Consider the following 19,685-nt stretch of genomic DNA (forward strand, 5'->3'; position numbering starts at 1 on the left):
TTATTTCTCGGCGGGTGCGCGAATGACGAGCGGCACCGCGGGAAAATAGGCGGCCATTTCTGATCGCGACTGGCCCAGCGCCGCCGTGCCGTAGCCCTTCCCGCGGTGTCCGGGGTGGACCCAGACCCTCACGTTCACCTCGCGGCCGGCGAGTTCGCCGAACACCATGCCGACTTTGTCGGTGCCGACCTCGGCAACCAGCCACACGGCGTCTTCGGCGTTGATTCGGCCCATCCCCGAGCGGATCTCATCCTCGAGCGCACCCGCCGGCTCGCCCGATCCGTCACCTGCAGCTTTGATGTCGTCAGTGCGCGCGGCGAAGATGTCGCGGTCGGACTCGCCTGCGAACGGCCGCAGCGACAAGCCCTCACCGGTTCGCTCGCCGAGCGTGAACGCCAACTGGTTGTTCAGGTCGTCGAGCTCGTCTCTGATCTTGCGGCGCGAGTCTCTTGTCAGCCTGTCGAACCGAAGCCCGATCACTGCCTCGCCGCCCTCCGGTGACGTGCCGAGCAGTTTCGAGACCGCCTTGACAGCGCTCGCCCGATCCTCGGCCTCCACGATCGCGTCGAGCAGCTCGTGGCGGCGTTCGAGGGCGTTGAGGAGTGCATCGGCGATCTCCCGGCGGGCGGCTGCGCGGTCGTGGTCGGTCATGACAACGAGCGTAGAACCAATCCATTGACTCTGCGGTGAGGGTGCAAAAGTGCGAGTGAGCTCCGCCCTGAGCGCAGAGTCAACGCCCTCGCCCGCGGCTAGTAGTCTCCGCGGGCCATCGCCTCGAGCCGCTTGATGCGTTCCTCCATCGGCGGGTGCGTCGAGAACAAGCCCACCAGCCGCTCGCCAGAACGGAACGGGCTGGCGATCATGAGATGCGACTCGCTGGCCAGCTTGGGTTCCGGCGGCAGCGGCGCGGCCTCCACGCCAGCCGAGATCTTCCGCAGCGCTGACGCCAGTGCCAGTGGATCACCCGTCAGCTCCGCACCCGACTGATCGGCCTGGTACTCCCGCGACCGCGACACCGCAAGCCGCACGACCGTCGCCGCGATCGGTCCGAGCAGCGAAACCAATAGCAGCGCAAAGGGATTCGCGCCATCCCGGCCGCCACCGCCGAAGAAGTTCATGATCAAGGCGAGGTTGGCAAGGCCAGAGATCACCGCCGCCAGCGCGCCGGCCACACACGAGATCAGGATGTCGCGGTTGTAGACGTGCGAAAGCTCGTGGCCGAGGACCGCCCGCAACTCACGTTCGTCGAGCAGCGTCAGGATGCCCGTGGTGCAGCACACCGCCGCGTTGCGGGGGTTGCGGCCCGTCGCGAACGCATTCGGGTTGGCGGTGTCGCTGATGTAGAGCCGCGGCATCGGCTGGTGAGCCGCGGTGGCCAGCTCCCGCACGATCCGGTACATCACCGGCTCTTGCAGCTCGGTCACCTGCTGGGCATGCATGGCCCGCAACGCAAGCTTGTCGCTGTTGAAGTAGACGTAGATGTTCATGCCGACCGCAAACAGGATCGCCAGCACCAGGATCGACGGGTTCTTGAACAATGACCCGACGAACACGATCAGGGCAGACATCAACCCTAGAAGCAGCACGGTCTTGACGCCGTTGCCCCATCCGCGGGCACCCATCAGAACTCCTCCAGACGAAAACAGATCGTTAAGAGAACGCTGAGGGATGGCGCTGGGTTCCGTCAACCGTGGCGCGAGATCGTGTAGTCCACCAGCGTCGTCAATGCCTGACGCCCCGCCCCCTGCGGAAGCCCCTCGATTTCCTCTTGGGCCTGGGCGGCGTATTGCGCGACCGTGTCCTTCGCCTTCGCCATGCCCGGCGATACCCGCAGCAGCGCCAGGGCCTCGGCGACGTGCGCGTCGTCGTCCATCGGGCCGCCGAGCAGCTCACGCAGCCGCTCGGCGTCCGGCCCGGTTTCGCGCAGCGCGTAGAGCACCGGCAGCGTGTGCACGCCTTCGCGCAGGTCGGTGCCTGGGGTCTTGCCGGACTCGTCGGAGTCGCTCGCGATGTCGATGATGTCGTCGCTGATCTGGAACGCGGTGCCGACGATCCCGCCCAGCCGGCTCAGCCGCCGGACGTCCTCGTCGCTGGCCCCTGAGAACGTCGCACCGAACTGCCCCGACGCGGCGATCAGCGAGCCGGTCTTTTCGTGCACGACCCGCAGATAGTGGTCCACTGAATCGACGTGCTGAGCCGCACCGCGGGTCTCGCGCATCTGCCCGGTGACCAGTTCCGCGAACGTTTCCGCGATCACCCGCACGGCGTCCGGACCGAGGCGGCTGACCAGCCGCGAGGCCGTCGCAAACAGGTAATCGCCGGCCAGGATCGCGATGTTGTTGCTCCAGCGGGCGTTGGCGCTGGGTGCGCCGCGACGAACCTGCGCCTCGTCCATCACGTCGTCGTGGTAGAGCGTGGCCAGGTGTACGAGCTCGATCACCGACCCGGCGACGGTCACCTGCCACGCCTGCGGGTTGGGCCCCAGCTGAGCTGACAGCACGGTGAACAAAGGACGGAACCGCTTCCCGCCGGCCTGGAACAAGTGCAGCACGGCGTCGCGGATGATCTCGTCGCCCTTGCCGAGCTCTTCGCTGATCAGCGTCTCGATGCGGGCCACCCCGTCGCGGACACCTGCGGCGAATGTTGGATCACCCAGCTCGACCCCCGCCACCACCGTCGCTGGTGTGTTCACCCGTCCAACATACTTGGAGGCATGGCTCAGGAAGGGCGCAGCGGACGCGAGGAGCAGATGAGCCTCAGCGGACGCGAGGAGCAGAAAAAGCTCACCGCAGACGTGGTGGTCGTCGGCGCTGGTCCGGCCGGATCGGCCGCCGCGGCGTGGGCGGCGAGGGCCGGGCGCGATGTGTTGGTGATCGATGCCTCCGGCTTCCCCCGCGACAAGCCGTGCGGCGACGGGTTGACGCCCCGCGCGGTCGCCGAGCTGCAGCGGCTGGGTCTCACCGACTGGCTCGACGCGCACATCAAGCACCGCGGGTTGCGGCTGGCCGGGTTCGGCCGCGAGGTCGAGATCGACTGGCCGGGGCCGTCGTTTCCGCCGTACGGCTCAGCGGTCCCGCGCACCGAGCTCGACGAGCGGATCCGACAGGTGTCCGTCGACGCCGGCTGCCGGATGCTGCTGGGTTCCAAGGTTGTCGACGTCTGCCGCGACACCCGCGGACGCATCTCGTCGTTGACGACGGCGTCCGGCTCGTCGGTGTCGTGCCGGGAGGTGATCGTTGCCGACGGTGCGCGCTCGACACTGGGTCGCGTGCTGGGTAGGCAGTGGCATCAGCACACGGTGTACGGGGTGGCCGTGCGCGGCTACCTTTCGTCGCCGCGCGCATCGGAGGCGTGGTTGTCGGCCGACCTCGAGCTCCGCGCGGGCGACGGTTCGCTGCTGCCCGGGTACGGCTGGATTTTCCCGCTCGGCAATGGCGAGGTGAACATCGGCGTGGGGGCGCTGGCCACTGTGAAGCGACCAGCCGATGTGGCGCTGCGGAAGTTGATCGGGCACTACGCAGACCAGCACCGCAGCGCGTGGGACTTTGACGGGCCGCCGCGGCTCGTGTCGTCGGCGCTGCTGCCGATGGGCGGCGCTGTGTCCGGCGTGGCGGGGCCGAACTGGATGCTGATCGGCGACGCCGCCGCGGGCATCAACCCGCTCAACGGCGAAGGTATCGACTACGGGCTGGAAATGGGCCGGGTCGCCGCGGAAATGCTTGGCGGAGGGGATCTTTCGCTAGCGTGGCCGGCGCTGCTCCAGGAGCACTACGCCAAGACGTTCTCCATCGCCCGAAGACTGGCGTGGTTGCTGACGGTGCCGTGGCTGTTGCCGACGTTCGGACCGTTGGCGATGCGATCGGTCGCGTTCATGCAGATGGTCGTGCGGGTGATGGGCAACCTCGTGGTCGACGACGACGTCGACCGGGTGGCTCGGCTCTGGCGGCTCATGGGGTCGGGGTCGCGAGCCCTGGACCGCCGCAAGCCCTTCAGCTGACTCAGTCGGGTTCGCCGTACTCGTCGAACCAGTGCGCGAGCTTTCCCCGCCGGCTGACCGCACGCAGCCTGCGTTCGGCGGCCTCGCGCGCCTTCGTCGTCGTCACGATCAGGAGTTCGTCGCCGGTCTCGATGCGGGTCTCGGACTCTGGGACGAACGCGTGCCCGCGCCGGATGATCAGCGTGATGACGGCAGGGTCGGGCAGCCGCAATTCGAGAAGCGAGACATTCCGCAGCCGGGACGGTGGATGAACGGTCATCGTTAGAAGTTCAGCGCCGAGCACATCCAGGGGCGCTGCTTCGACTTCGATTTCGCGAGTCGGATCGCCGGTCAGCCCCAGCCACCGGGCGATCGGTCGCAGGGTTGGCCCCTGCACAACGGTGAACACCACGACGAGGACGAAGACGACGTCGAGGAGTCGCTCACTGCCCTCGACTTTCGCGACGAACGGAAACGTCGCCAGCACGATCGGGACCGCACCGCGCAGGCCGGCCCACGACACGAACGCCTGCTCCCGCCATGGGAAGCGAAAACCGATGAGCGACAACATAACCGAGATCGGCCTGGCCACCAGGAGAAGCACCAGACCCACCACGATCGCGGGAAGCACGTCGCCGGTCATATTGCTCGGGGTAGCCAGCAGCCCGAGCAGCACGAACAAGCCGATCTGCGCCAGCCAGCCGAGTCCCTCGGCGAAGGACCGCGTGGCCTTACGATGCGGCAACCCCGCGTTTGCGAGCACCAACCCGGCCAGATACGCCGCGATGAACCCGCTTGCGTGGATGCTGCCTGATGCGGCGAAGGCCAGCATGCCGAAACCGAACGTCGCCAGCGGGTACAGACCCGAGGCCGGCAGCGCGATCCGGCGCAACGCCATCGACCCGAGCGCACCGCTGGCCAGTCCGATCGCAATACCGACCACCAGCTCGTAGACCACGTCGATCAGCGCAGCGCCCGGTTTGAATACCAGCGGTGTCGCGCTGAACATCACAACGAGAATCACTGCGGGCGCGTCGTTGAAGCCCGACTCCGCCTCCAACAAACCGCGCACCCGCCGCGGCATCGGCAGCACACGCACCACCGAGAACACCGCCGCCGCATCAGTCGATGACACGGTGGCGCCCAGCAGCAGTGCGATCTGCCAGTCCATGTCCAACAGCAGGTGCGCTCCCACGGCGGTGACGGCCGTGCTGACGGCCACACCGAGCGTCGCCAGCACCGCCGCCGGTGCGATCACGTGGCGCAAATCGGAGAGCCGAGTCGTCAACCCGCCTTCGACGAGGATGACGGCCAACGCCACGGTGCCGAGGTTGCGGGTCAGCTCCGCGTCATCGAACCTCACGCCCAGCCCATTGACGCCCAGGGCCACTCCGAAGGCCAGGAACAACAGCAGACTCGGGAAGCCGACGCCGCTGGCCACCCGGGTGCTGGCGATGCTCGCCAACAACACGAGCCCACCAACAAGCAGCGCCACGTATAGCTGCGCCAAGCTCAAAGTCGTCCCCGTTCGCCCTGAGCAGCAAGTAAATCAGCACGGCGTGGTATTCAGGGGGAATGCGCATCGCGATCGCAGGCGCCGGCGCGGTAGGCAGGTCGGTGGCACGCGAACTGCTCGACAACGGGCACAAGGTGCTGCTCATCGAGCGCGACCCGCGCAAGTATGAACCGAATACGGTTCCCGACGCCGATTGGCTGCTCGCCGACACGTGTGAGCTGGCATCGCTCGAGGAGTGCGGGCTTGAAACCTGCGATGCCATGATCGCCGCGACAGGCGACGACAAGGTCAACCTCGCAGCGGCGCTGCTGGCCAAGTCCGAATTCGCGGTCGACCGAGTTGTGGCCCGGGTCAACGAAGCTCGCAACGAGCGGCTGTTCGACGAGGCGTGGGGAATCGACGTCGCCGTGTCCACTCCACGCGCGATCGTCGCCGCCACTGAGGGCACGATCGACGTCGGCCACCTCGTGCGGTTGATCGAATTGCGGCAGGGCCACGTCAATCTGGAGAAGCTGATCCTTCCGGACGACAACCCGATGGTCGGCCGGGCCGTCCGCGACCTCGCATTGCCCGCGAACTCCGCGCTCATCGTCGTGGTTCGCGGCGGCCAAGTAGTGCTTCCGAGGTCGGACGACGTCCTACAGGCCGGTGACGAGCTGTTGTTCGCCGCGACGAGCAGGGCCGAGGACCAGATCCGCGTGATCATGCATGCCCGGGGACCGTCGCGCGGCTGACGCTAGCTTTTTGCGCGCATTGTCCTGACCGCTGCGCTGATTCCTCTCTTCGCCGAATCCACGGCCACCGAAATCAGTGCGACGAACGCCTCGACGCCGAGCTTGCCCACGTCGACGATGGTGTTGCCCTGCGAGGGCCGCCAGTACAGAGGGACGTCGTGCGCTGCGGGGGAGACGTACGGTTTAGTACCAGAGGGCTCGGCGAAGTCGGACATTGACATGTCTGTCCTCCAACATTCTCAGCTCGCAAAACGGCGAGAGGCTAAAAAGTCAGACGCTTAGATACCCAAACTTCGGCGATATCAATCCTCGCCGAACAGTGAAGTCACAGCGCCCTACTAGCCGCATGCAAGGCGACGATGCCGCCAGTCAGGTTGCGCCACCGCACAGCCGACCAGCCTGCACGCTGAATACGACGGGCCAACTCGCCCTGGTCGGGCCAGGCCCGGATCGACTCCGCCAGATAGACGTACGCGTCGGGATTGGATGCGACCGCGCGTGCCACCCGCGGCAGCGCCTGCATCAGATACTCCTTGTACACGGTGCCGAACAGCGGATTCGTCGGCGTCGAGAACTCGCACACCACCAGGCGGCCGCCGGGTTTCGTCACTCGCGCCATCTCGCGCAGCCCCGCCTCGTGGTCGACGACGTTGCGCAACCCGAAGCTGATCGTCACCGCATCGAAAGTCTGGTCGGCGAACGGAAGTCGCGTCGCGTCGCCAGCCACCTTGGGCACCGACCGGGACATGCCGGCCAGCAGCATGCCCACCGAGAAGTCCGCGGCGACGCACCACGCGCCGGAGCGAGCAAGCTCTTCAGTCGACACCGCGGTCCCGGCCGCGAGGTCCAGCACGTCGTCGCCGGCACCTGCGTCGAGCGCCTTGCGCGTGGCCCTGCGCCATGACCTGTCCCGGCCAAGCGAGAGCACGGTGTTGGTCAGGTCGTAGCGCCGCGCGACCGCGTCGAACATCGATGCGACCTCGCGCGGATCCTTGTCCAGCGACGCCCGGCCCACGTGGCCGACCGTACCTGGGAGGTTGCTTGCGGGGGGAATGGGGAACCGCTCTGAGGACTTGAACGCGTAGAGAGGCGAATGAAAGGTCAAGACGTGAGCGAAAAGATTTGGTTCATTACGGGAGCGTCGCGGGGGTTCGGCAGGGAGTGGACGATTGCAGCGCTGGAACGCGGCGACAAAGTGGCCGCCACCGCGCGCGACATATCCACGCTGGACGACCTCAAGAAGAGGTTCGGCGACGCGCTACTGCCGATCGCGCTGGACGTGAACGATCGCGAGGCCGACTTTGCGGCCGTCGCCCAGGCGCACGACCATTTCGGGCGCGTGGACATCGTCGTCAACAACGCAGGCTATGGGCACTTCGGCTTCATCGAGGAACTCAGCGAAGCGGATGCGCGCAACCAGATCGAAACGAATCTCTTGGGCGCGCTGTGGATTACCCAGGCCGCACTGCCGTATCTGCGCGCGCAGCGTAGCGGTCACATCATCCAGGTGTCCTCGATCGGCGGCATCTCCGCCTTCCCGAACGTCGGGATCTACCACGCGTCGAAGTGGGCGCTGGAAGGGTTCTCGCAGGCACTCGCACAGGAGGTTTCGTCGTTCGGCATCCACGTGACGCTGATCGAGCCGGGCGGCTTCTCGACGGATTGGGCCGGGTCGTCATCGAAACGCTCGACTCCACTGCCTGCCTACGACGAGATCAAAGCGGAGGCCGAGAAGTTGCGAGCCCAGCGAAGCGCCAAACCCGGTGACCCTGAGGCCTCGGCGAAAGCGTTGCTCAAGATCGTCGACGCGAAAGAGCCACCGCTGCGGGTGTTCTTCGGGGAGCTGCCACTGCAAATCGCGCGGGCCGACTACGAAAGTCGGCTCAAGACATGGGAAGAGTGGCAGCCGATATCAGTGCTGGCTCAGGGCTAGGCAATCACGCGGCGCGGGCCTGCCGCCCGCCACGCACCGCGTCGTAATGCCCCATCAATTCGTCGCAGATCGCCGGCCACGTGCGCTGCACGACACTGCGACGCGCGGCCGACGAATAGTGCGTCCGTGCCTGCACCAGATGCGTGACGGCACCGGGCAATTGAGCCTCGAACTCGGCGACCGGTAGCAGGAAGCCGGTGCGGCCGGGGGTGACGAGGTCGCGCGGCCCCCCCGCGTTCGGAGCGACGACCGGCACGCCTGACGCGAGCGCCTCCTGTACCGCCTGACAGAACGTCTCGTGCTCGCCCGTGTGGACGAAGACGTCCATGCTTGCGTACGCGGACGTAAGGTCGGCGCCGTACAGCGCGCCCGTGAAAATGGCTGCGGGCAAAAGCTTTACCAGCTTCTCCCGGTCGACACCGTCGCCGACGACGACCACCTGCACGTCGTCGCCCAGCGCCCTGAGCCGTTCGACATGCTTCTCCGGAGCCAGCCTGCCGACGAATCCGATGATCGGCTTGCCGTCCGGCGACCACGCCTCGCGCAGCCTCTGATCACGTGCCGACGGTGCGAAGCCGGCGATGTCGACCCCGCGCGCCCAGTAGTGGACCCGCGGGATTCGCTGTGCAGCAAGGGTTTCAATCGCCGAGCTCGACGGAGCCAGCGTGCGGTCCGCATGCCGGTGCAGGTGCCGGAACCAGGCCCACGCGACCCGGGTCGCCATGCCGATGCCGTAACTTTGCGCGAAGCCCGGCACGTCCGTCTGGAACACCGCGACGGTGGGAATTCCGAGGAAGCGCGCGGCTTGCAACCCGCCGTATCCCAACAACGCCGGCGACGCCAAATGGACTACGTCAGGGTCGAATTCGCGCAAGATCCGCACCATTCGCGGGCGCGGGACACCGAGGGGCAACGACGTGATCTTGGGGAACATCCGCGAGGGCATCCGATGGACCGGAACGCCCTCATGCACGGTGGCGGCGCGTTCCTCCCGCCGTGGATTGTCCGGCGCGATCACGATCGCCTCGTGGCCGGTACGGTTCAGGTGCTCAAGAATCCGGAGCACTGAGTTTGAGACGCCGTTGACATCGGGCAGGAAAGATTCCGCGACAATTGCAACTCGCACGATGAGATCGTGCCACGGCGGCCTGTCTGCGAGGTTGCCCACGGGAATACGACACGCAAAGCTACGGTGCCAAACGGGCCGAGTACCCGTGGAAAGGCTCATGAAACTATTAGGAAATCGCCCGTCATCTGCGGTAACGTCAAGGTTCGAGAATTCAACCGACGGGGGTTTGTTTTGCGAGGGGCGGTCGCCGAAAGCCACGCGAACGAAAATCGTCGCGGCAATACCGGGATATCCAACAGCGACGACGACAGCGCGACCCACCTGCGAGGTCTGCTCAGTGGTGCAATCGCGAGCATGATCCGCACGTGTCTTAATCACAGCGACGCCGCGCGCATTCAATGGCAAGGGGCGGCGCAAAAGTATCGGGAACGATGGGCGCAGGGCGATCTCGACGCCATTGCTCCGGTGCTGTCAGACCTTCTCGCGTGGCTTAGGCGCAGTGGCATCGACCCGACCCTGAACGCTGAAGTCCGAGCATTGTTCAACGATCCGATTTTCGCGAACATCACTCGCCGAATTCCTTCCGGCGAGACACATTCGAAGTTGTTGGAGATGTTCCGGCAACTCGCGGGCACTCGCGAGAATTGACGCGCCGGACATCGATCTCGCGGTGTGCCGGTGTGATCCCGGTATGTGCTCTCCTTCTCGCCCTGTGTGCATGCACGTTCACCGTCGCCGGCACCGTCGTCACACCGCAGGGCCCCAATCCCCGCGCCGACGTGGTGCTGGCTGACGACGGCTTCGGCTTTCGCCTGGGAAAGCCGCTGGCGCGAGAGGAGATCGCGCTTTACATCGAGCCGCAATGCCCGCACTGCGCGAACTTGCTGCTCGAATTCGGCGATGAGATCGAGCGCGATATCAAGGACGGCTGCTTGGCGGTGACATACCGCCCTTTGACGTTCTTGGACAAGGGCGCCAACACATATTCAGCCCAAGTCAGCAATGCGCTGTTCCTGGCGGCCCAGCCCCGCGCGGAGGTATCAGCTGTCCAGCTGCAGCAGTACATCAACAATCTGTACGCCGCGATCAACCCCCAGGGCGGGAACGCATGGATCGCCGACATCGCACGCAACTCGCAGCTGCCGTCCCCGCTGGCCGCCCGGATCGAAGCCGGGGAAACCGCCTTGGACACTGCGGCCATGTACTCCGTCAACAAGGCTCTGCTCAAAGACCAATTGGACTCCAATCCCTACACACCAGCGGTCTATGACCTGAATGCCAGGGCGGAGGTCGAGATCACTCCGGATTGGCTGGCGACCCTGGTGGGCCAGCGTCCGTGTATCGCCGCTGTATAGCCCTGATGATGAACAGCAGCGCCGCTGCGACCAACCAGGCCCCCACCGCCACCGAGGCCGCCGGAATGATCGACAGGGCGGCCGTCCGGTGCTGCACCCGAACCAGATCGGGGTCGGTCTTGTCGTACTCGACATAGATCCGCATACCGGTCGCCAGCTCCGACGGGTACAGCACACCGAGCTTCGGCCGGTACGTCACCCGGTTAGGCCCGACGAACTCGATCGTGGACCGGCGCGGGCCCGCGCTGAGCACCTGAGCCTGTGCCACCCCCATGTTGGCCTCGATCGTGCGATCGTTGCGCCATGCTCCTGCGATGAGCAGCAGGGACTGAAACGTCATCACGCACGCCACTACCAGAATGCCAATCTTGATGCGGCGCAATATCTTTTGTGATCTGTCAGTGGTGTGCTCTTCGGCCACTTGCTCACTCGCCGTTGCCGTCAAATCGCCGCCTTGATCGACGCGTGCAACTGCCTCAGCGTGGACCGATCGGCCTTGACTTCCATGACCCGCACCCCGGTGTATGGCACATCGAGCGCATCACCGAGGTCGTCGGCTTCCACTTGCCGGGACTCGACGTGGTAGGCCCGGCACAGCGCGCCCACATCGACGTCGTGCGGGGTGCCGAAGATCCGCGAGGACACGTCGGCGAAGCGCGGATCACCCTGTTCCAGCAGTTCGAAGATGCCGCCGCCATTGTCATTCGACACCACGATCGTCAGGTTCTGCGGCACGGGTTCCGTGGGCCCGATCAGCAAGCCCGATGCGTCGTGCACGAATGTCAGATCGCCGACCAGCGCGATGCTGCGCCCGGCTCCGCCGCCACGCTCGTGGGCCAGTGCGGCGCCGATTGCCGTCGACACCGTGCCGTCGATCCCCGCAACCCCGCGATTGGACCGCACGCTGATGCCCGTCGCGTCGAGACCGACCAGCGCCGCATCACGCACCGGGTTGGACGCGCCGAGGATCAGCTGGTCGCCCGGCCGCAACGCGCACGCCACCGCGGCCGCCACGTGCAGGCCCGTCGTCAGCGGGTGCGCCTTGAGCTGACTGCCCACCGCCTTCATCGCGCGGCGGTGCACGTCTGCGCAACGGCGCAGCCAGCCCTCGCCCGGGACGCCGCTGGTGACCGCGTGGGTGCCGGTGGCCGCCGAGTTGCCGGAGACATCCGGCCAGCGCGGGCCCGTCGTCAACGCGAACACCGGCAGCGACGAATCCGCCAGCAGGGACGACACCGCGCGGTGCAGCGTCGGACGGCCGAGCATGATGACCTGCTGGGGGCGCAACAACGGCAGCGCCAGGGGATGCAAGGGGTTCGCCGCCTGCGGCGCGGTCGGCTCCGCGACGGTGGGCAGCGTGGCCAGGTTCGGGTGCACGCCCGCGCCGTGGCCGCTGATCACCAGGGTGTCGGGCCGCAGGTCGATGTCGAGGGGCTGGTCGAACGTCACCGGCGGCACGTACGTCCACGGCCGCCCGTTGGGGCGCCCCGGCGGAAGGGCCGCGAGACCGGGCTCGGGATCGGGCACCAGCGGCTCGCGCAGCGGAATGTCGAACTGCACCGGGCCCGCGTTCGCGCTGCGCGCACCCGTGGCCGCCGCCAGCACACGACACACCGCCGAACGCCACCGGGCGTTCTGCTCAGCGATTTTCTCGGTGCCCTCCTCGGCAAGCCCGAGGCTGACCGACGCACGCACCTGCGAACCGAATAAACCGAGCTGCTCCATCGTCTGGTTGGCGCCGGTGCCCAGCACCTCGTAGGGCCGGTTGGCCGACAACACGATCAGCGGAACGCGGGCGTAGTTCGCCTCTGCGACCGCGGGGCCGAGGTTGGCGACCGCGGTGCCCGACGTCATGACGATCGGCACCGGCGCCCCGGCTGCCACTGCCAGCCCGATGGCCAGATAGCCGGCTGTGCGCTCGTCGATCCGCACGTGCAGCCGCACCCGGCCTGCCGCGTCGGCGTCACGAAGCGCGAAGGCCAGCGGCGCGTTGCGCGACCCCGGGCACAGCACCACATCCCGCACGCCGCCGCGGATCAGCTCGTCGACGACCACGCGGGCCTGGGCTGTTGAAGGATTCACCATCTCTCGTTCAGCGTGTCACACGGACGCGTCACGGCGCCTCGTACGGCGACCCGTTCAGCGTGACACCCGACATCGAGTAGCTGTCCCGAGGTCCGTCGGATTCCACGACCGGCAGGGCGCCGTTCTGACGGATCACGAGGTTGCGCAGGGCGAGGCCGGCAATGGTGCCGCCGTCTTTGGTGTGGACGGCGATGGTGCGTTGGGCCGATTCCGGGGTGTCGACGACGCGCAGGTTCGCGATGGTCACGTTGCTGGCGGGGACACCGGGCTGTTCCCCGAACACCGCGATCGCGCCCATTCCGCCGTTCGTGTTCGCACCCGTCACCGTGCCACCGGTGACCTCCACTCCGCTGGTGGCCTGCGTGAAGAACGGGGCGCCGATCGAGCCGATGAAGACTCCGGCGCCCCACGTCGAGGAGATGTTGATGTTGCGGTACGAGATGTTCTCGCCGCCGAGCGCAGAGATGCCCTGGCCGTAGGTGGTGCTGGTGACCGTCGGCGAGTTGATGACGATGTTGCGGCAGGGCGCGGTCGCAAAGCCCAGGAAGCGCTCGCTGTACGAGACGACCGCGACGCCGTCGTCTCCGCTGCGCTCGATGAGCGGGTTGTTGACCTGGCCGTTGGAAGATCCCAGCGTCATGTGGATCCCGTCGGCACGGCTGTCGCGCACCGTCACCCGGTTGAGCGAAAAGCCGTTGACGTTGTTCAAGAACACGCCGGTTGCCGCCGAACCCGCAATGGTGATGTCGTTCAGCGTGACACCGTTGGCCCTCACATAGATCTTGTCCTGGTCGGGTGCCGAATACCGTTGGCCGCCAATCGGAGCCGTCAAGTTCAGGTTGGACACCGTGACACCGTCGGCCGTGATGTGCAGCGACGAGGTGGCGTCGTTGGTGGCCTGCAGCGTGGCGCCGTTGCCGTTGATCTTCACGTTGGGCACGTTGATCGTCACGACGCCACCGTGCGGGTACACCTTGTGATCGAGCGTCACCGTGCTTCCGGGCTGTGCACCGTCGAACAGGGCCTGCAGTTCGCCCGTGCTGTCGCCGGGGTCAGCGGCCGCCGGTATTCCCACGCACATCGCTGCCAAGCATGCCGCCACCCCAGCGGCGATCCGTACTATCATTTCGTCCCTCCCCTAAGCCGTGTTGCTCCTCGCGTCCGCCCCCGTTCATGATGCCATCGCCTCGCCGAAGAACTGCAGGACAGCAGCGTTGACGGCCTCGGGACGCTCGAGAAAGCCGAGATGTCCGGCGTCCGGAACCTGCAGGTAACGCCCCCGAGGCAGGGCGTCGGCCACCTCCTTCGCCAGGTACGGCGGCACGATGACATCGTCTGAGAACCCGATCACGAGTACCGGAACCTCAACCGCACGATAGGCGGGAAGTCGATTACCGATGGGCGCGACGTCGCCTTGGCAGCGCAGGCCAGGGGTTTGCTTCGTCGGCCACATCGTGAACATGGCGATCCAGTCGGCCACGGCGGCGTCGTCGTTCCAGGTTTTCGGCGAAAAGCCTTCCAGTAAGCGAACTTTCGCGCTATAGGCGGCGGGCAGCTCGATGCCGGCCTCGGCCAGTTCGCGGTCGGCGCTCTGAAAGAACTTGCGCGTGCGATCGAGCCTGCCACGGGTGGCCAATAGCGCCGCCTGGCGAACCAACTCCGGGCGGGCCAGCATCAGCTCCTGGGCGATGAACGCGCCCATCGACGCGCCCACGATCCGGGCCGGCGCGATGTCGAGTTTTTCGATCAACGCCGCCGTGTCGGCCACCATGGTCTCGGTGGTGAAGTCGTCGGCGCTCTCGGTGGCCCCGACGCCGCTGTTGTCGAACGTGACGACGCGGTACCCGGCGGCCCGGAACGCCGAGGTCTGGTACAGGTCCCAGGTGCGGCCTGCGCCGCCGCGGCCCGCGATGAACAGCACCGGCTCGCCGGTGCCGCGATCGTCATATGCCAGATTGGTCACCCGCGAGACGCTACCGGCGCCCCACCCGTCGGTTCAGCCGCGCGATCCGATGAGCCTGCGCTTGCGCCGCGAGCGCGCCGCGTCGATCGCGTGGTCCCAGACCAGTCCGGTCATCGCCTTGAGCTGGCGAGGCTTGACCAGATCCTTGCTCATCAGCGCGGTGGCGGCGGCTTTGGTGGCCGCCGACGCCTTGGACATGTGGCCGCAGTCGAACGGCGGCTGCGGGTCGTACTCCATCGACAGCTGGATCACCTTGGCCCGGCCCTCACCGCCGATCTGCGCCGCGAGCCAAAGGCCGAGGTCGATGCCGGCCGACACGCCCGCACACGTCACAATTTCGCCCTCGTGGACTATGCGCTCGTCGCCAACAGGCTTGACTCCCAACGCCTTCAACGCCGACAGCGCGGCCCAGTGCGACGTCGCGCGCTTGTCCTTCAGAAGTCCGGCCGCAGCCAGGATGATCGAGCCCGAGCACACCGACGCCGTCCACGTCGCGGTCTCGTGCGCTTTTCGTACCCAGTCGAGCACCTTCTTGTCGCGGGCGTGCTCCATCGTCGTGAAGCCCCCTGGCACCAAAATGACGTCGGGAGAAGGTGTTTCGTCGAACGAATGGGTGGCGCCCACCACCAGCACACCTGAGTCGGCCGTGATCGGCCCCGGCTCGTGCCAGACGAACCGCATCTCGGCGTCGGGGAGCATGCGCAGCGACTCGTAGGGTCCGATGAAGTCCAATGCGGTGAAGCCCGGGTACAGCATGATTGCGACTTGCATTTCTCTCTCCTTTGCTCAGGCGAACGTCTTGCGGTATTGGTCGGGGGAAACGCCGACTCGGCGAATGAAGTTGCGCCGCATGGTTTCTGCGGTACCGAACCCGCATCGTGTGGCGATGGCGACGACGGTGTCGTCGGTCTGTTCGAGCTGGCGGCGTGCCGCGTCGGTACGGATCCGCTCGACATACTGGCCGGGCGCCTCGCCGACCTCCTCGGTGAACACCCGGGTGAAATGACGAGGGCTCATCGACGCCCGGCGGGCGAGCTCAAGGACACTGTGCGCGGCTCCCGGCTCGGATTCGATCGCTTCCTGCGCGTCGCGGATAGGCGTACGCCGGGCTCGCGGCGTCCACACCGGTGCCGCGAACTGTGTTTGGCCGCCGGGCCTGCGCAGATGCAACACCATGTACCTCGCGACGGTCTGTGCGACCTCAGTCCCGAGGTCGGTTTCGACGAGCGAGAGCGCCAGGTCGATACCGGCCGCCACACCGGCTGCCGTCCACACCTTCTCCGAGCTGCGCACGAAGATCGGCTCGGGGTCGACGTCGACGCGCGGGAACAGCTGCTGCATCCGGCGGGCGAAGGCCCAGTGCGTGGTGGCCTTGCATCCGTCGAGCAGGCCGGCTTCGGCTGCCAGGAACGCCCCGGTGCAGACGCTGACCACGCGTCGCGCATTCGGCATGATCGCCGTCAGCCACTTCATCAGATGTTCGTCGGCACGGGCGGCGTCGGTGCCCGCGCCGCCCGGCAGCAGCACAATGTCGACGGCCTCGTCCGGGCCGGGTAGAGGGCGCGCCACGAACTCGAGGCCGGTGCCAGTGGCAACGGTCTGACCGCCCACGGACACGAGACTCACCTCGTAGGCACCGCTGACCAGCAGTGACGCCCCGGTGAACACGTCGAACGGCCCCACCACGTCCATGGCCTGGACGCCAGGGAACCCGACGATGACGACCTTCCGTGTCACGGGTTCAGTCTCGGCCACCCGGCCGATGGCGTCTATGCCATGCATCCCACAGATCAGGACACCAACAGCGGATAGCACTCGATGATGCGCCGGATCCACCAGTCCCGGCGCTCGGGTGGCGCGGCCAGGGTGTCGAGGCGGGCCGGGTCAGGCGCGACGGGCGTGACGGGCAAGAACCCGTCGACGAGCTGCAGGGGGTCGGCGACGTCATCTTCGAAGAGCTGTCCGGTGCCCAGCCCGCATGCGTGGTGCAGGCTCGGCAGTGCGGCTGCCGTCCTCAGTCCGGTCGCGATGCCTACCGCCGAGTCGAGCGCACTGGAAATCACGACGGGGATGTCGATCTGTTCAGCGATCGCCAGCAGAGCCGACATGCCGCCCAGCGGCGCGACCTTCAGGACCGCGATATCCGCGGCGCCCGCCCGCACCACGCGCAGCGGATCGTCGGCTTTGCGAATGCTTTCGTCGGCGGCCACCGGGATGTCGATGCGGCGCCGGACCTCGGCCAGCTCCTCGACGGTCTTGCATGGCTGCTCGATGTACTCCAGCGGACCGAGCGCGGCTGCGGCGGCCACGGCTTCGTCAACATTCCAGCCCCCGTTCGCGTCCACCCGCACGGTGGGCACCAGCGCACGGACGGCGTCGACGCGCGCGACGTCGTCGCGCAGACTCTGACCGGGCTCGGCCACCTTCACCTTCGCCGTGCGCGTGCCGGGGAATCGTCTCAGCAGGTCGGGCACCTGTTCGGGTGCGACCGCCGGGATGGTGGCGTTGACCGGAATGCGGTCGCGTCGTGTGGGCGGCCCGGTCTGGTAGGCGGATTCGACAGCAGACGCCAGCCAGTGCGCGGCCTCGGGTGGCTCGTATTCGAGGAACGCGCCGAACTCGCCCCAGCCGCCCGGACCATTGATCAGCGCGACCTCGCGAGTTGTGATGCCGCGGAAGCGGACTCGCATCGGTAGTGCGACCACGCGCACCCGCTCGAGCAGGTCAGCGAGGTCGGTCGGAGCCACTGCTACTTCGTCTCAATTGACCCAATTAACCCACCTGCATCTCGGAAGAAGAAGGTTGCGTGACGGTCAGGACAGTTCCGTGAATGACGAGGTCAGCTGTGGGCACGGGCCCGATGGTACGACCGAGCTACCCGCGAGCAGACGCAAAATCGCGTTAAATGGCGCGGTTTCGTGCGATTTTGCGTCTGCTCGCCAGAATTTCAGAGGCCGTGTCGATTTGGCCTCGCGCCGTTCGACGTGTCAACGAGGGCACGATGGACGGGCCCCTGAGACAAGGAGACAACGATGCGTTACATGCTGATCATGCGGTCGACCCCCGCGGCCGAGAAGGCCATGGAGAATATCGACTTCAACGACATCATCGCGGCGATGGGCCGCTACAACGAGTCGCTGATCAAGGCCGGGGTCCTGCTGGCCGGCGAGGGACTGGCCGGACCCGAGGAAGGGTTCGTCGTCAACTTCGACGCCGACCCGCCCGTCGTCACCGATGGGCCGTACACCGAGGTCAAGGAACTGTTCAACGGGTTCTGGATCCTCGACGTGTCGTCGATCGACGAGGCCAAGCAGTGGGCGCAGAAAGCCCCGTTGGGTCCAGGTGTACGGCTCGAGGTGCGCCGGGTCAACGAGGTCGAGGACTTCCCGGCCGACAACGAGTGGGTCCAGAAGGAGATCCAGTGGCGGGCGGACCTGCAAGGCAAGGCCGGTAACGAATCCTGAGTCGTTACCGGCCGTTCAGCTCGTCGGCACCCTAGACTTCACCGAAACTCCGACAGGGCTGGGGAGGCGACGTGAAGCAGATGCTGCTGATCGCGGCGGCGGCTTCGATGGTGGGCCTGATGACTGCCTGCGCTACCACGGTGACCGGAACACCGAAAGCCGAGAAAGCGCAGGCAGGCTCGGGCTCGACATCGGCATCGACGCCTGCGTCGTCCTCGACGAACCCGCCCGCAGCCGTGCCCGGCAGCGTCGCTGAGCAGGATCTGGCGGGATTGCTGCTGCCCTCCGAGGACATCCAGGCGGTCATGGATGCACCCGACCTGGCGGTCGACAAGACCTACGACCAAATGCCGCCAAGCACGGTCGGCTACATCCCCGAGGACTGCGCCAGCGCCGCCTACAACACAGTCGAGACCGGGTATCGCGACAGCCCGTTCACCGGGACGCGCGGAGTCGTCATGCAAGAGCCGGCCAGCGCGCCGCAGCTCCTCCATGTCGTCGACGAGGGCGTCGTGGCGTTCCCCGACGCGGCGGCCGCAACGGCCTACGTGTCGAAGACCGTTGGGAACTGGGCCCACTGCGCGAAGAATCCGTTCACCGCGCAACGTCCCGAGGCCGTCGAGCACTGGAATTTCGGCGACGTGTCGGAGAACAACGGAGTCAACGCCATACCCAAGACAGCAGAAGGCAGCGGGTGGACGTGCTCGCACGCGATCACGTCGAAAGCCAACGTCGTAGTCGACGTTGCCGCGTGCGGGTTCACGATCAACGATCAGGCCGTCACCATCGTCAGCCGGATCCGCGACAAGGTCCCTGGGTGAGCGGTCAGGAGACCGTAGCGATTCGCTGCGAGTCGTAAACCAGCATCACGCCGTTCTTCAAAACCACACTCAGCCAACGGTCTTCGGTGTTTGTCTCCCCATTGCGCGGGACGAACGTGAGCCGCACCACGACGCTGTTCGCGTCCCGCGGCGTGACGGACATGACGTTGACCGACTCGATCGTCGACCAGAAATCCAAGTAGTCGGTGAGCCCGGTCTGGTTCTGGTATCCGGTGTCCAGCTTCGTCCACGCGTCCCGCGCGTTCCCCGGCAGTTCGCCGTAGAGGCCGATGACGAAATCGCGCATGGCGCCAAAGGTGATTTGGTTGGCGGCCGGTGATCGCGATGTCTGGCTGGTCACCCGGGTCGACGACGTCGGGACGACGCCGGGCTGCGAGCTCACACCTGAACGCGGCGAGCTGACCTCGGTGCGATCGGTCGCGGCCGTCGTCTGCGACTTTCCGTCGCGCATCGTGAAAATGATTGCCCCCGCGATGATCAACGCCGCGACAATGGCCGCGGCGACAATCCACGGCCCGTACACCGCGCGCGGCGGCTGCACCGCGGACGCCGGGGCTCTCACGTAGGGGTCCAGCTCCCACGCGGCCATCGTCTCCGATCCCTCAGACCACGCTCTCGGCTCCTCGATGGGCATCGAGCGCTGCGCATCAACCGGTTGCGTCGGCATGGCGTCGTCTGCGGCCCAGGGCGCGGGCTCGTCATACCGCTCGCGGTCCTCCATGTCCCCCCTGCGCGTTCGAACGATTGC

General features: G+C 66.6%; 22 protein-coding genes. 7 read left to right on the top strand and 15 right to left on the bottom strand.

Annotated elements, in window-relative coordinates:
* The 3 genes from QOH60_RS22170 to grcC1 form a co-directional block, all read right to left on the bottom strand.
* Positions 1-651 (bottom strand): GNAT family N-acetyltransferase, encoded by a 651-nt coding sequence (locus tag QOH60_RS22170; protein WP_526424017.1) that lies wholly within the window; start codon positions 649-651, stop codon positions 1-3.
* 98 nt (positions 652-749) lie between these two features.
* Positions 750-1,622, bottom strand: coding sequence for a zinc metalloprotease HtpX (gene htpX, locus QOH60_RS22175; RefSeq protein ID WP_526424018.1), 873 nt, complete (start codon positions 1,620-1,622; stop codon positions 750-752).
* A 62-nt stretch (positions 1,623-1,684) separates the two neighbouring features.
* Positions 1,685-2,692 carry a nonaprenyl/(2E,6E)-farnesyl/geranylgeranyl diphosphat synthase gene (grcC1, locus tag QOH60_RS22180; RefSeq protein ID WP_526424019.1) on the bottom strand — a complete coding sequence of 336 codons (1,008 nt, stop codon included), beginning with the start codon at positions 2,690-2,692 and terminating at the stop codon, positions 1,685-1,687.
* 102 nt (positions 2,693-2,794) lie between these two features.
* Between grcC1 and menJ the strand changes: the two genes are divergently transcribed.
* A complete protein-coding gene (gene menJ / locus QOH60_RS22185) occupies positions 2,795-3,997 on the top strand; it encodes a menaquinone reductase MenJ (protein ID WP_526424152.1) in 1,203 nt (400 codons plus the stop codon).
* 1 nt (position 3,998) lies between these two features.
* Here menJ and QOH60_RS22190 read toward each other — a convergent pair whose 3' ends face one another.
* Positions 3,999-5,492, bottom strand: a complete 1,494-nt coding sequence (locus tag QOH60_RS22190; protein ID WP_526424020.1) for a potassium/proton antiporter — start codon at positions 5,490-5,492, stop codon at positions 3,999-4,001.
* 59 nt (positions 5,493-5,551) lie between these two features.
* Here QOH60_RS22190 and QOH60_RS22195 point away from each other — a divergent pair, with 59 nt between their 5' ends.
* Complete coding sequence (locus QOH60_RS22195) at positions 5,552-6,226, top strand: potassium channel family protein (RefSeq protein ID WP_526424021.1); 675 nt, start codon at positions 5,552-5,554, stop codon at positions 6,224-6,226.
* 2 nt (positions 6,227-6,228) lie between these two features.
* Here QOH60_RS22195 and QOH60_RS22200 read toward each other — a convergent pair whose 3' ends face one another.
* Positions 6,229-6,447 carry a hypothetical protein gene (locus QOH60_RS22200; RefSeq protein WP_526424022.1) on the bottom strand — a complete coding sequence of 73 codons (219 nt, stop codon included), beginning with the start codon at positions 6,445-6,447 and terminating at the stop codon, positions 6,229-6,231.
* Between the two features lie 104 nt (positions 6,448-6,551).
* Positions 6,552-7,241, bottom strand: a complete 690-nt coding sequence (locus QOH60_RS22205; RefSeq protein WP_526424023.1) for a demethylmenaquinone methyltransferase — start codon at positions 7,239-7,241, stop codon at positions 6,552-6,554.
* A 93-nt stretch (positions 7,242-7,334) separates the two neighbouring features.
* Between QOH60_RS22205 and QOH60_RS22210 the strand changes: the two genes are divergently transcribed.
* The gene (locus QOH60_RS22210) at positions 7,335-8,159 is read left to right on the top strand and encodes an SDR family oxidoreductase (RefSeq protein WP_526424024.1); all 825 of its coding nucleotides are present in this window, start codon (positions 7,335-7,337) and stop codon (positions 8,157-8,159) included.
* Between the two features lie 4 nt (positions 8,160-8,163).
* Here the strand turns inward: QOH60_RS22210 and QOH60_RS22215 are convergent, their stop codons facing one another.
* Positions 8,164-9,285, bottom strand: a complete 1,122-nt coding sequence (locus tag QOH60_RS22215; RefSeq protein ID WP_526424025.1) for a glycosyltransferase family 4 protein — start codon at positions 9,283-9,285, stop codon at positions 8,164-8,166.
* Between the two features lie 174 nt (positions 9,286-9,459).
* On the opposite strand from QOH60_RS22215, the gene QOH60_RS22220 reads away from it, so the two are divergent.
* Together QOH60_RS22220 and QOH60_RS22225 are read left to right on the top strand one after the other, a co-directional pair.
* Complete coding sequence (locus QOH60_RS22220; RefSeq protein ID WP_526424026.1) at positions 9,460-9,876, top strand: hypothetical protein; 417 nt, start codon at positions 9,460-9,462, stop codon at positions 9,874-9,876.
* Positions 9,873-10,583: a DsbA family protein gene (locus tag QOH60_RS22225; protein WP_526424027.1), complete on the top strand. Its 711-nt coding sequence runs from the start codon at positions 9,873-9,875 to the stop codon at positions 10,581-10,583. Before QOH60_RS22220 ends, QOH60_RS22225 begins: the two co-directional genes overlap by 4 nt.
* On the opposite strand, the gene QOH60_RS22230 is transcribed toward QOH60_RS22225, so the two are convergent.
* The 7 genes from QOH60_RS22230 to QOH60_RS22260 are packed head-to-tail and all read right to left on the bottom strand — an operon-like array spanning position 10,525 to position 17,378.
* Positions 10,525-11,028: a DUF3592 domain-containing protein gene (locus QOH60_RS22230; protein WP_526424028.1), complete on the bottom strand. Its 504-nt coding sequence runs from the start codon at positions 11,026-11,028 to the stop codon at positions 10,525-10,527. The genes QOH60_RS22225 and QOH60_RS22230 overlap by 59 nt on opposite strands.
* The gene (menD, locus tag QOH60_RS22235; protein WP_526424029.1) at positions 11,025-12,665 is read right to left on the bottom strand and encodes a 2-succinyl-5-enolpyruvyl-6-hydroxy-3-cyclohexene-1-carboxylic-acid synthase; all 1,641 of its coding nucleotides are present in this window, start codon (positions 12,663-12,665) and stop codon (positions 11,025-11,027) included. The genes QOH60_RS22230 and menD overlap by 4 nt, the downstream gene beginning before the upstream one ends.
* Positions 12,666-12,696: 31 nt before the next feature.
* Positions 12,697-13,794 (bottom strand): right-handed parallel beta-helix repeat-containing protein, encoded by a 1,098-nt coding sequence (locus QOH60_RS22240; protein ID WP_526424030.1) that lies wholly within the window; start codon positions 13,792-13,794, stop codon positions 12,697-12,699.
* A 45-nt stretch (positions 13,795-13,839) separates the two neighbouring features.
* Positions 13,840-14,631, bottom strand: coding sequence for an alpha/beta fold hydrolase (locus QOH60_RS22245; RefSeq protein ID WP_526424031.1), 792 nt, complete (start codon positions 14,629-14,631; stop codon positions 13,840-13,842).
* Between the two features lie 33 nt (positions 14,632-14,664).
* On the bottom strand, positions 14,665-15,402 hold the full coding sequence (locus QOH60_RS22250) for a DJ-1/PfpI family protein (protein ID WP_526424032.1): 738 nt from the start codon (positions 15,400-15,402) through the stop codon (positions 14,665-14,667).
* Positions 15,403-15,417: 15 nt separating this feature from the next.
* A complete protein-coding gene (locus QOH60_RS22255; RefSeq protein ID WP_526424033.1) occupies positions 15,418-16,368 on the bottom strand; it encodes a GlxA family transcriptional regulator in 951 nt (316 codons plus the stop codon).
* Between the two features lie 53 nt (positions 16,369-16,421).
* Positions 16,422-17,378: an o-succinylbenzoate synthase gene (locus tag QOH60_RS22260; RefSeq protein ID WP_526424034.1), complete on the bottom strand. Its 957-nt coding sequence runs from the start codon at positions 17,376-17,378 to the stop codon at positions 16,422-16,424.
* A gap of 285 nt (positions 17,379-17,663) precedes the next feature.
* Between QOH60_RS22260 and QOH60_RS22265 the strand changes: the two genes are divergently transcribed.
* Both QOH60_RS22265 and QOH60_RS22270 read left to right on the top strand, forming a co-directional pair.
* On the top strand, positions 17,664-18,095 hold the full coding sequence (locus QOH60_RS22265; RefSeq protein WP_526424035.1) for a YciI family protein: 432 nt from the start codon (positions 17,664-17,666) through the stop codon (positions 18,093-18,095).
* Between the two features lie 80 nt (positions 18,096-18,175).
* Positions 18,176-18,916, top strand: a complete 741-nt coding sequence (locus tag QOH60_RS22270; protein ID WP_526424153.1) for a sensor domain-containing protein — start codon at positions 18,176-18,178, stop codon at positions 18,914-18,916.
* A gap of 4 nt (positions 18,917-18,920) precedes the next feature.
* On the opposite strand, the gene QOH60_RS22275 is transcribed toward QOH60_RS22270, so the two are convergent.
* On the bottom strand, positions 18,921-19,658 hold the full coding sequence (locus QOH60_RS22275) for a hypothetical protein (protein ID WP_526424036.1): 738 nt from the start codon (positions 19,656-19,658) through the stop codon (positions 18,921-18,923).
* Positions 19,659-19,685: the final 27 nt, after the last annotated feature.

The sequence above is a fragment of the Mycobacterium sp. genome, from assembly GCF_032159765.1.
Taxonomy (GTDB): Bacteria; Actinomycetota; Actinomycetes; order Mycobacteriales; family Mycobacteriaceae; genus Mycobacterium.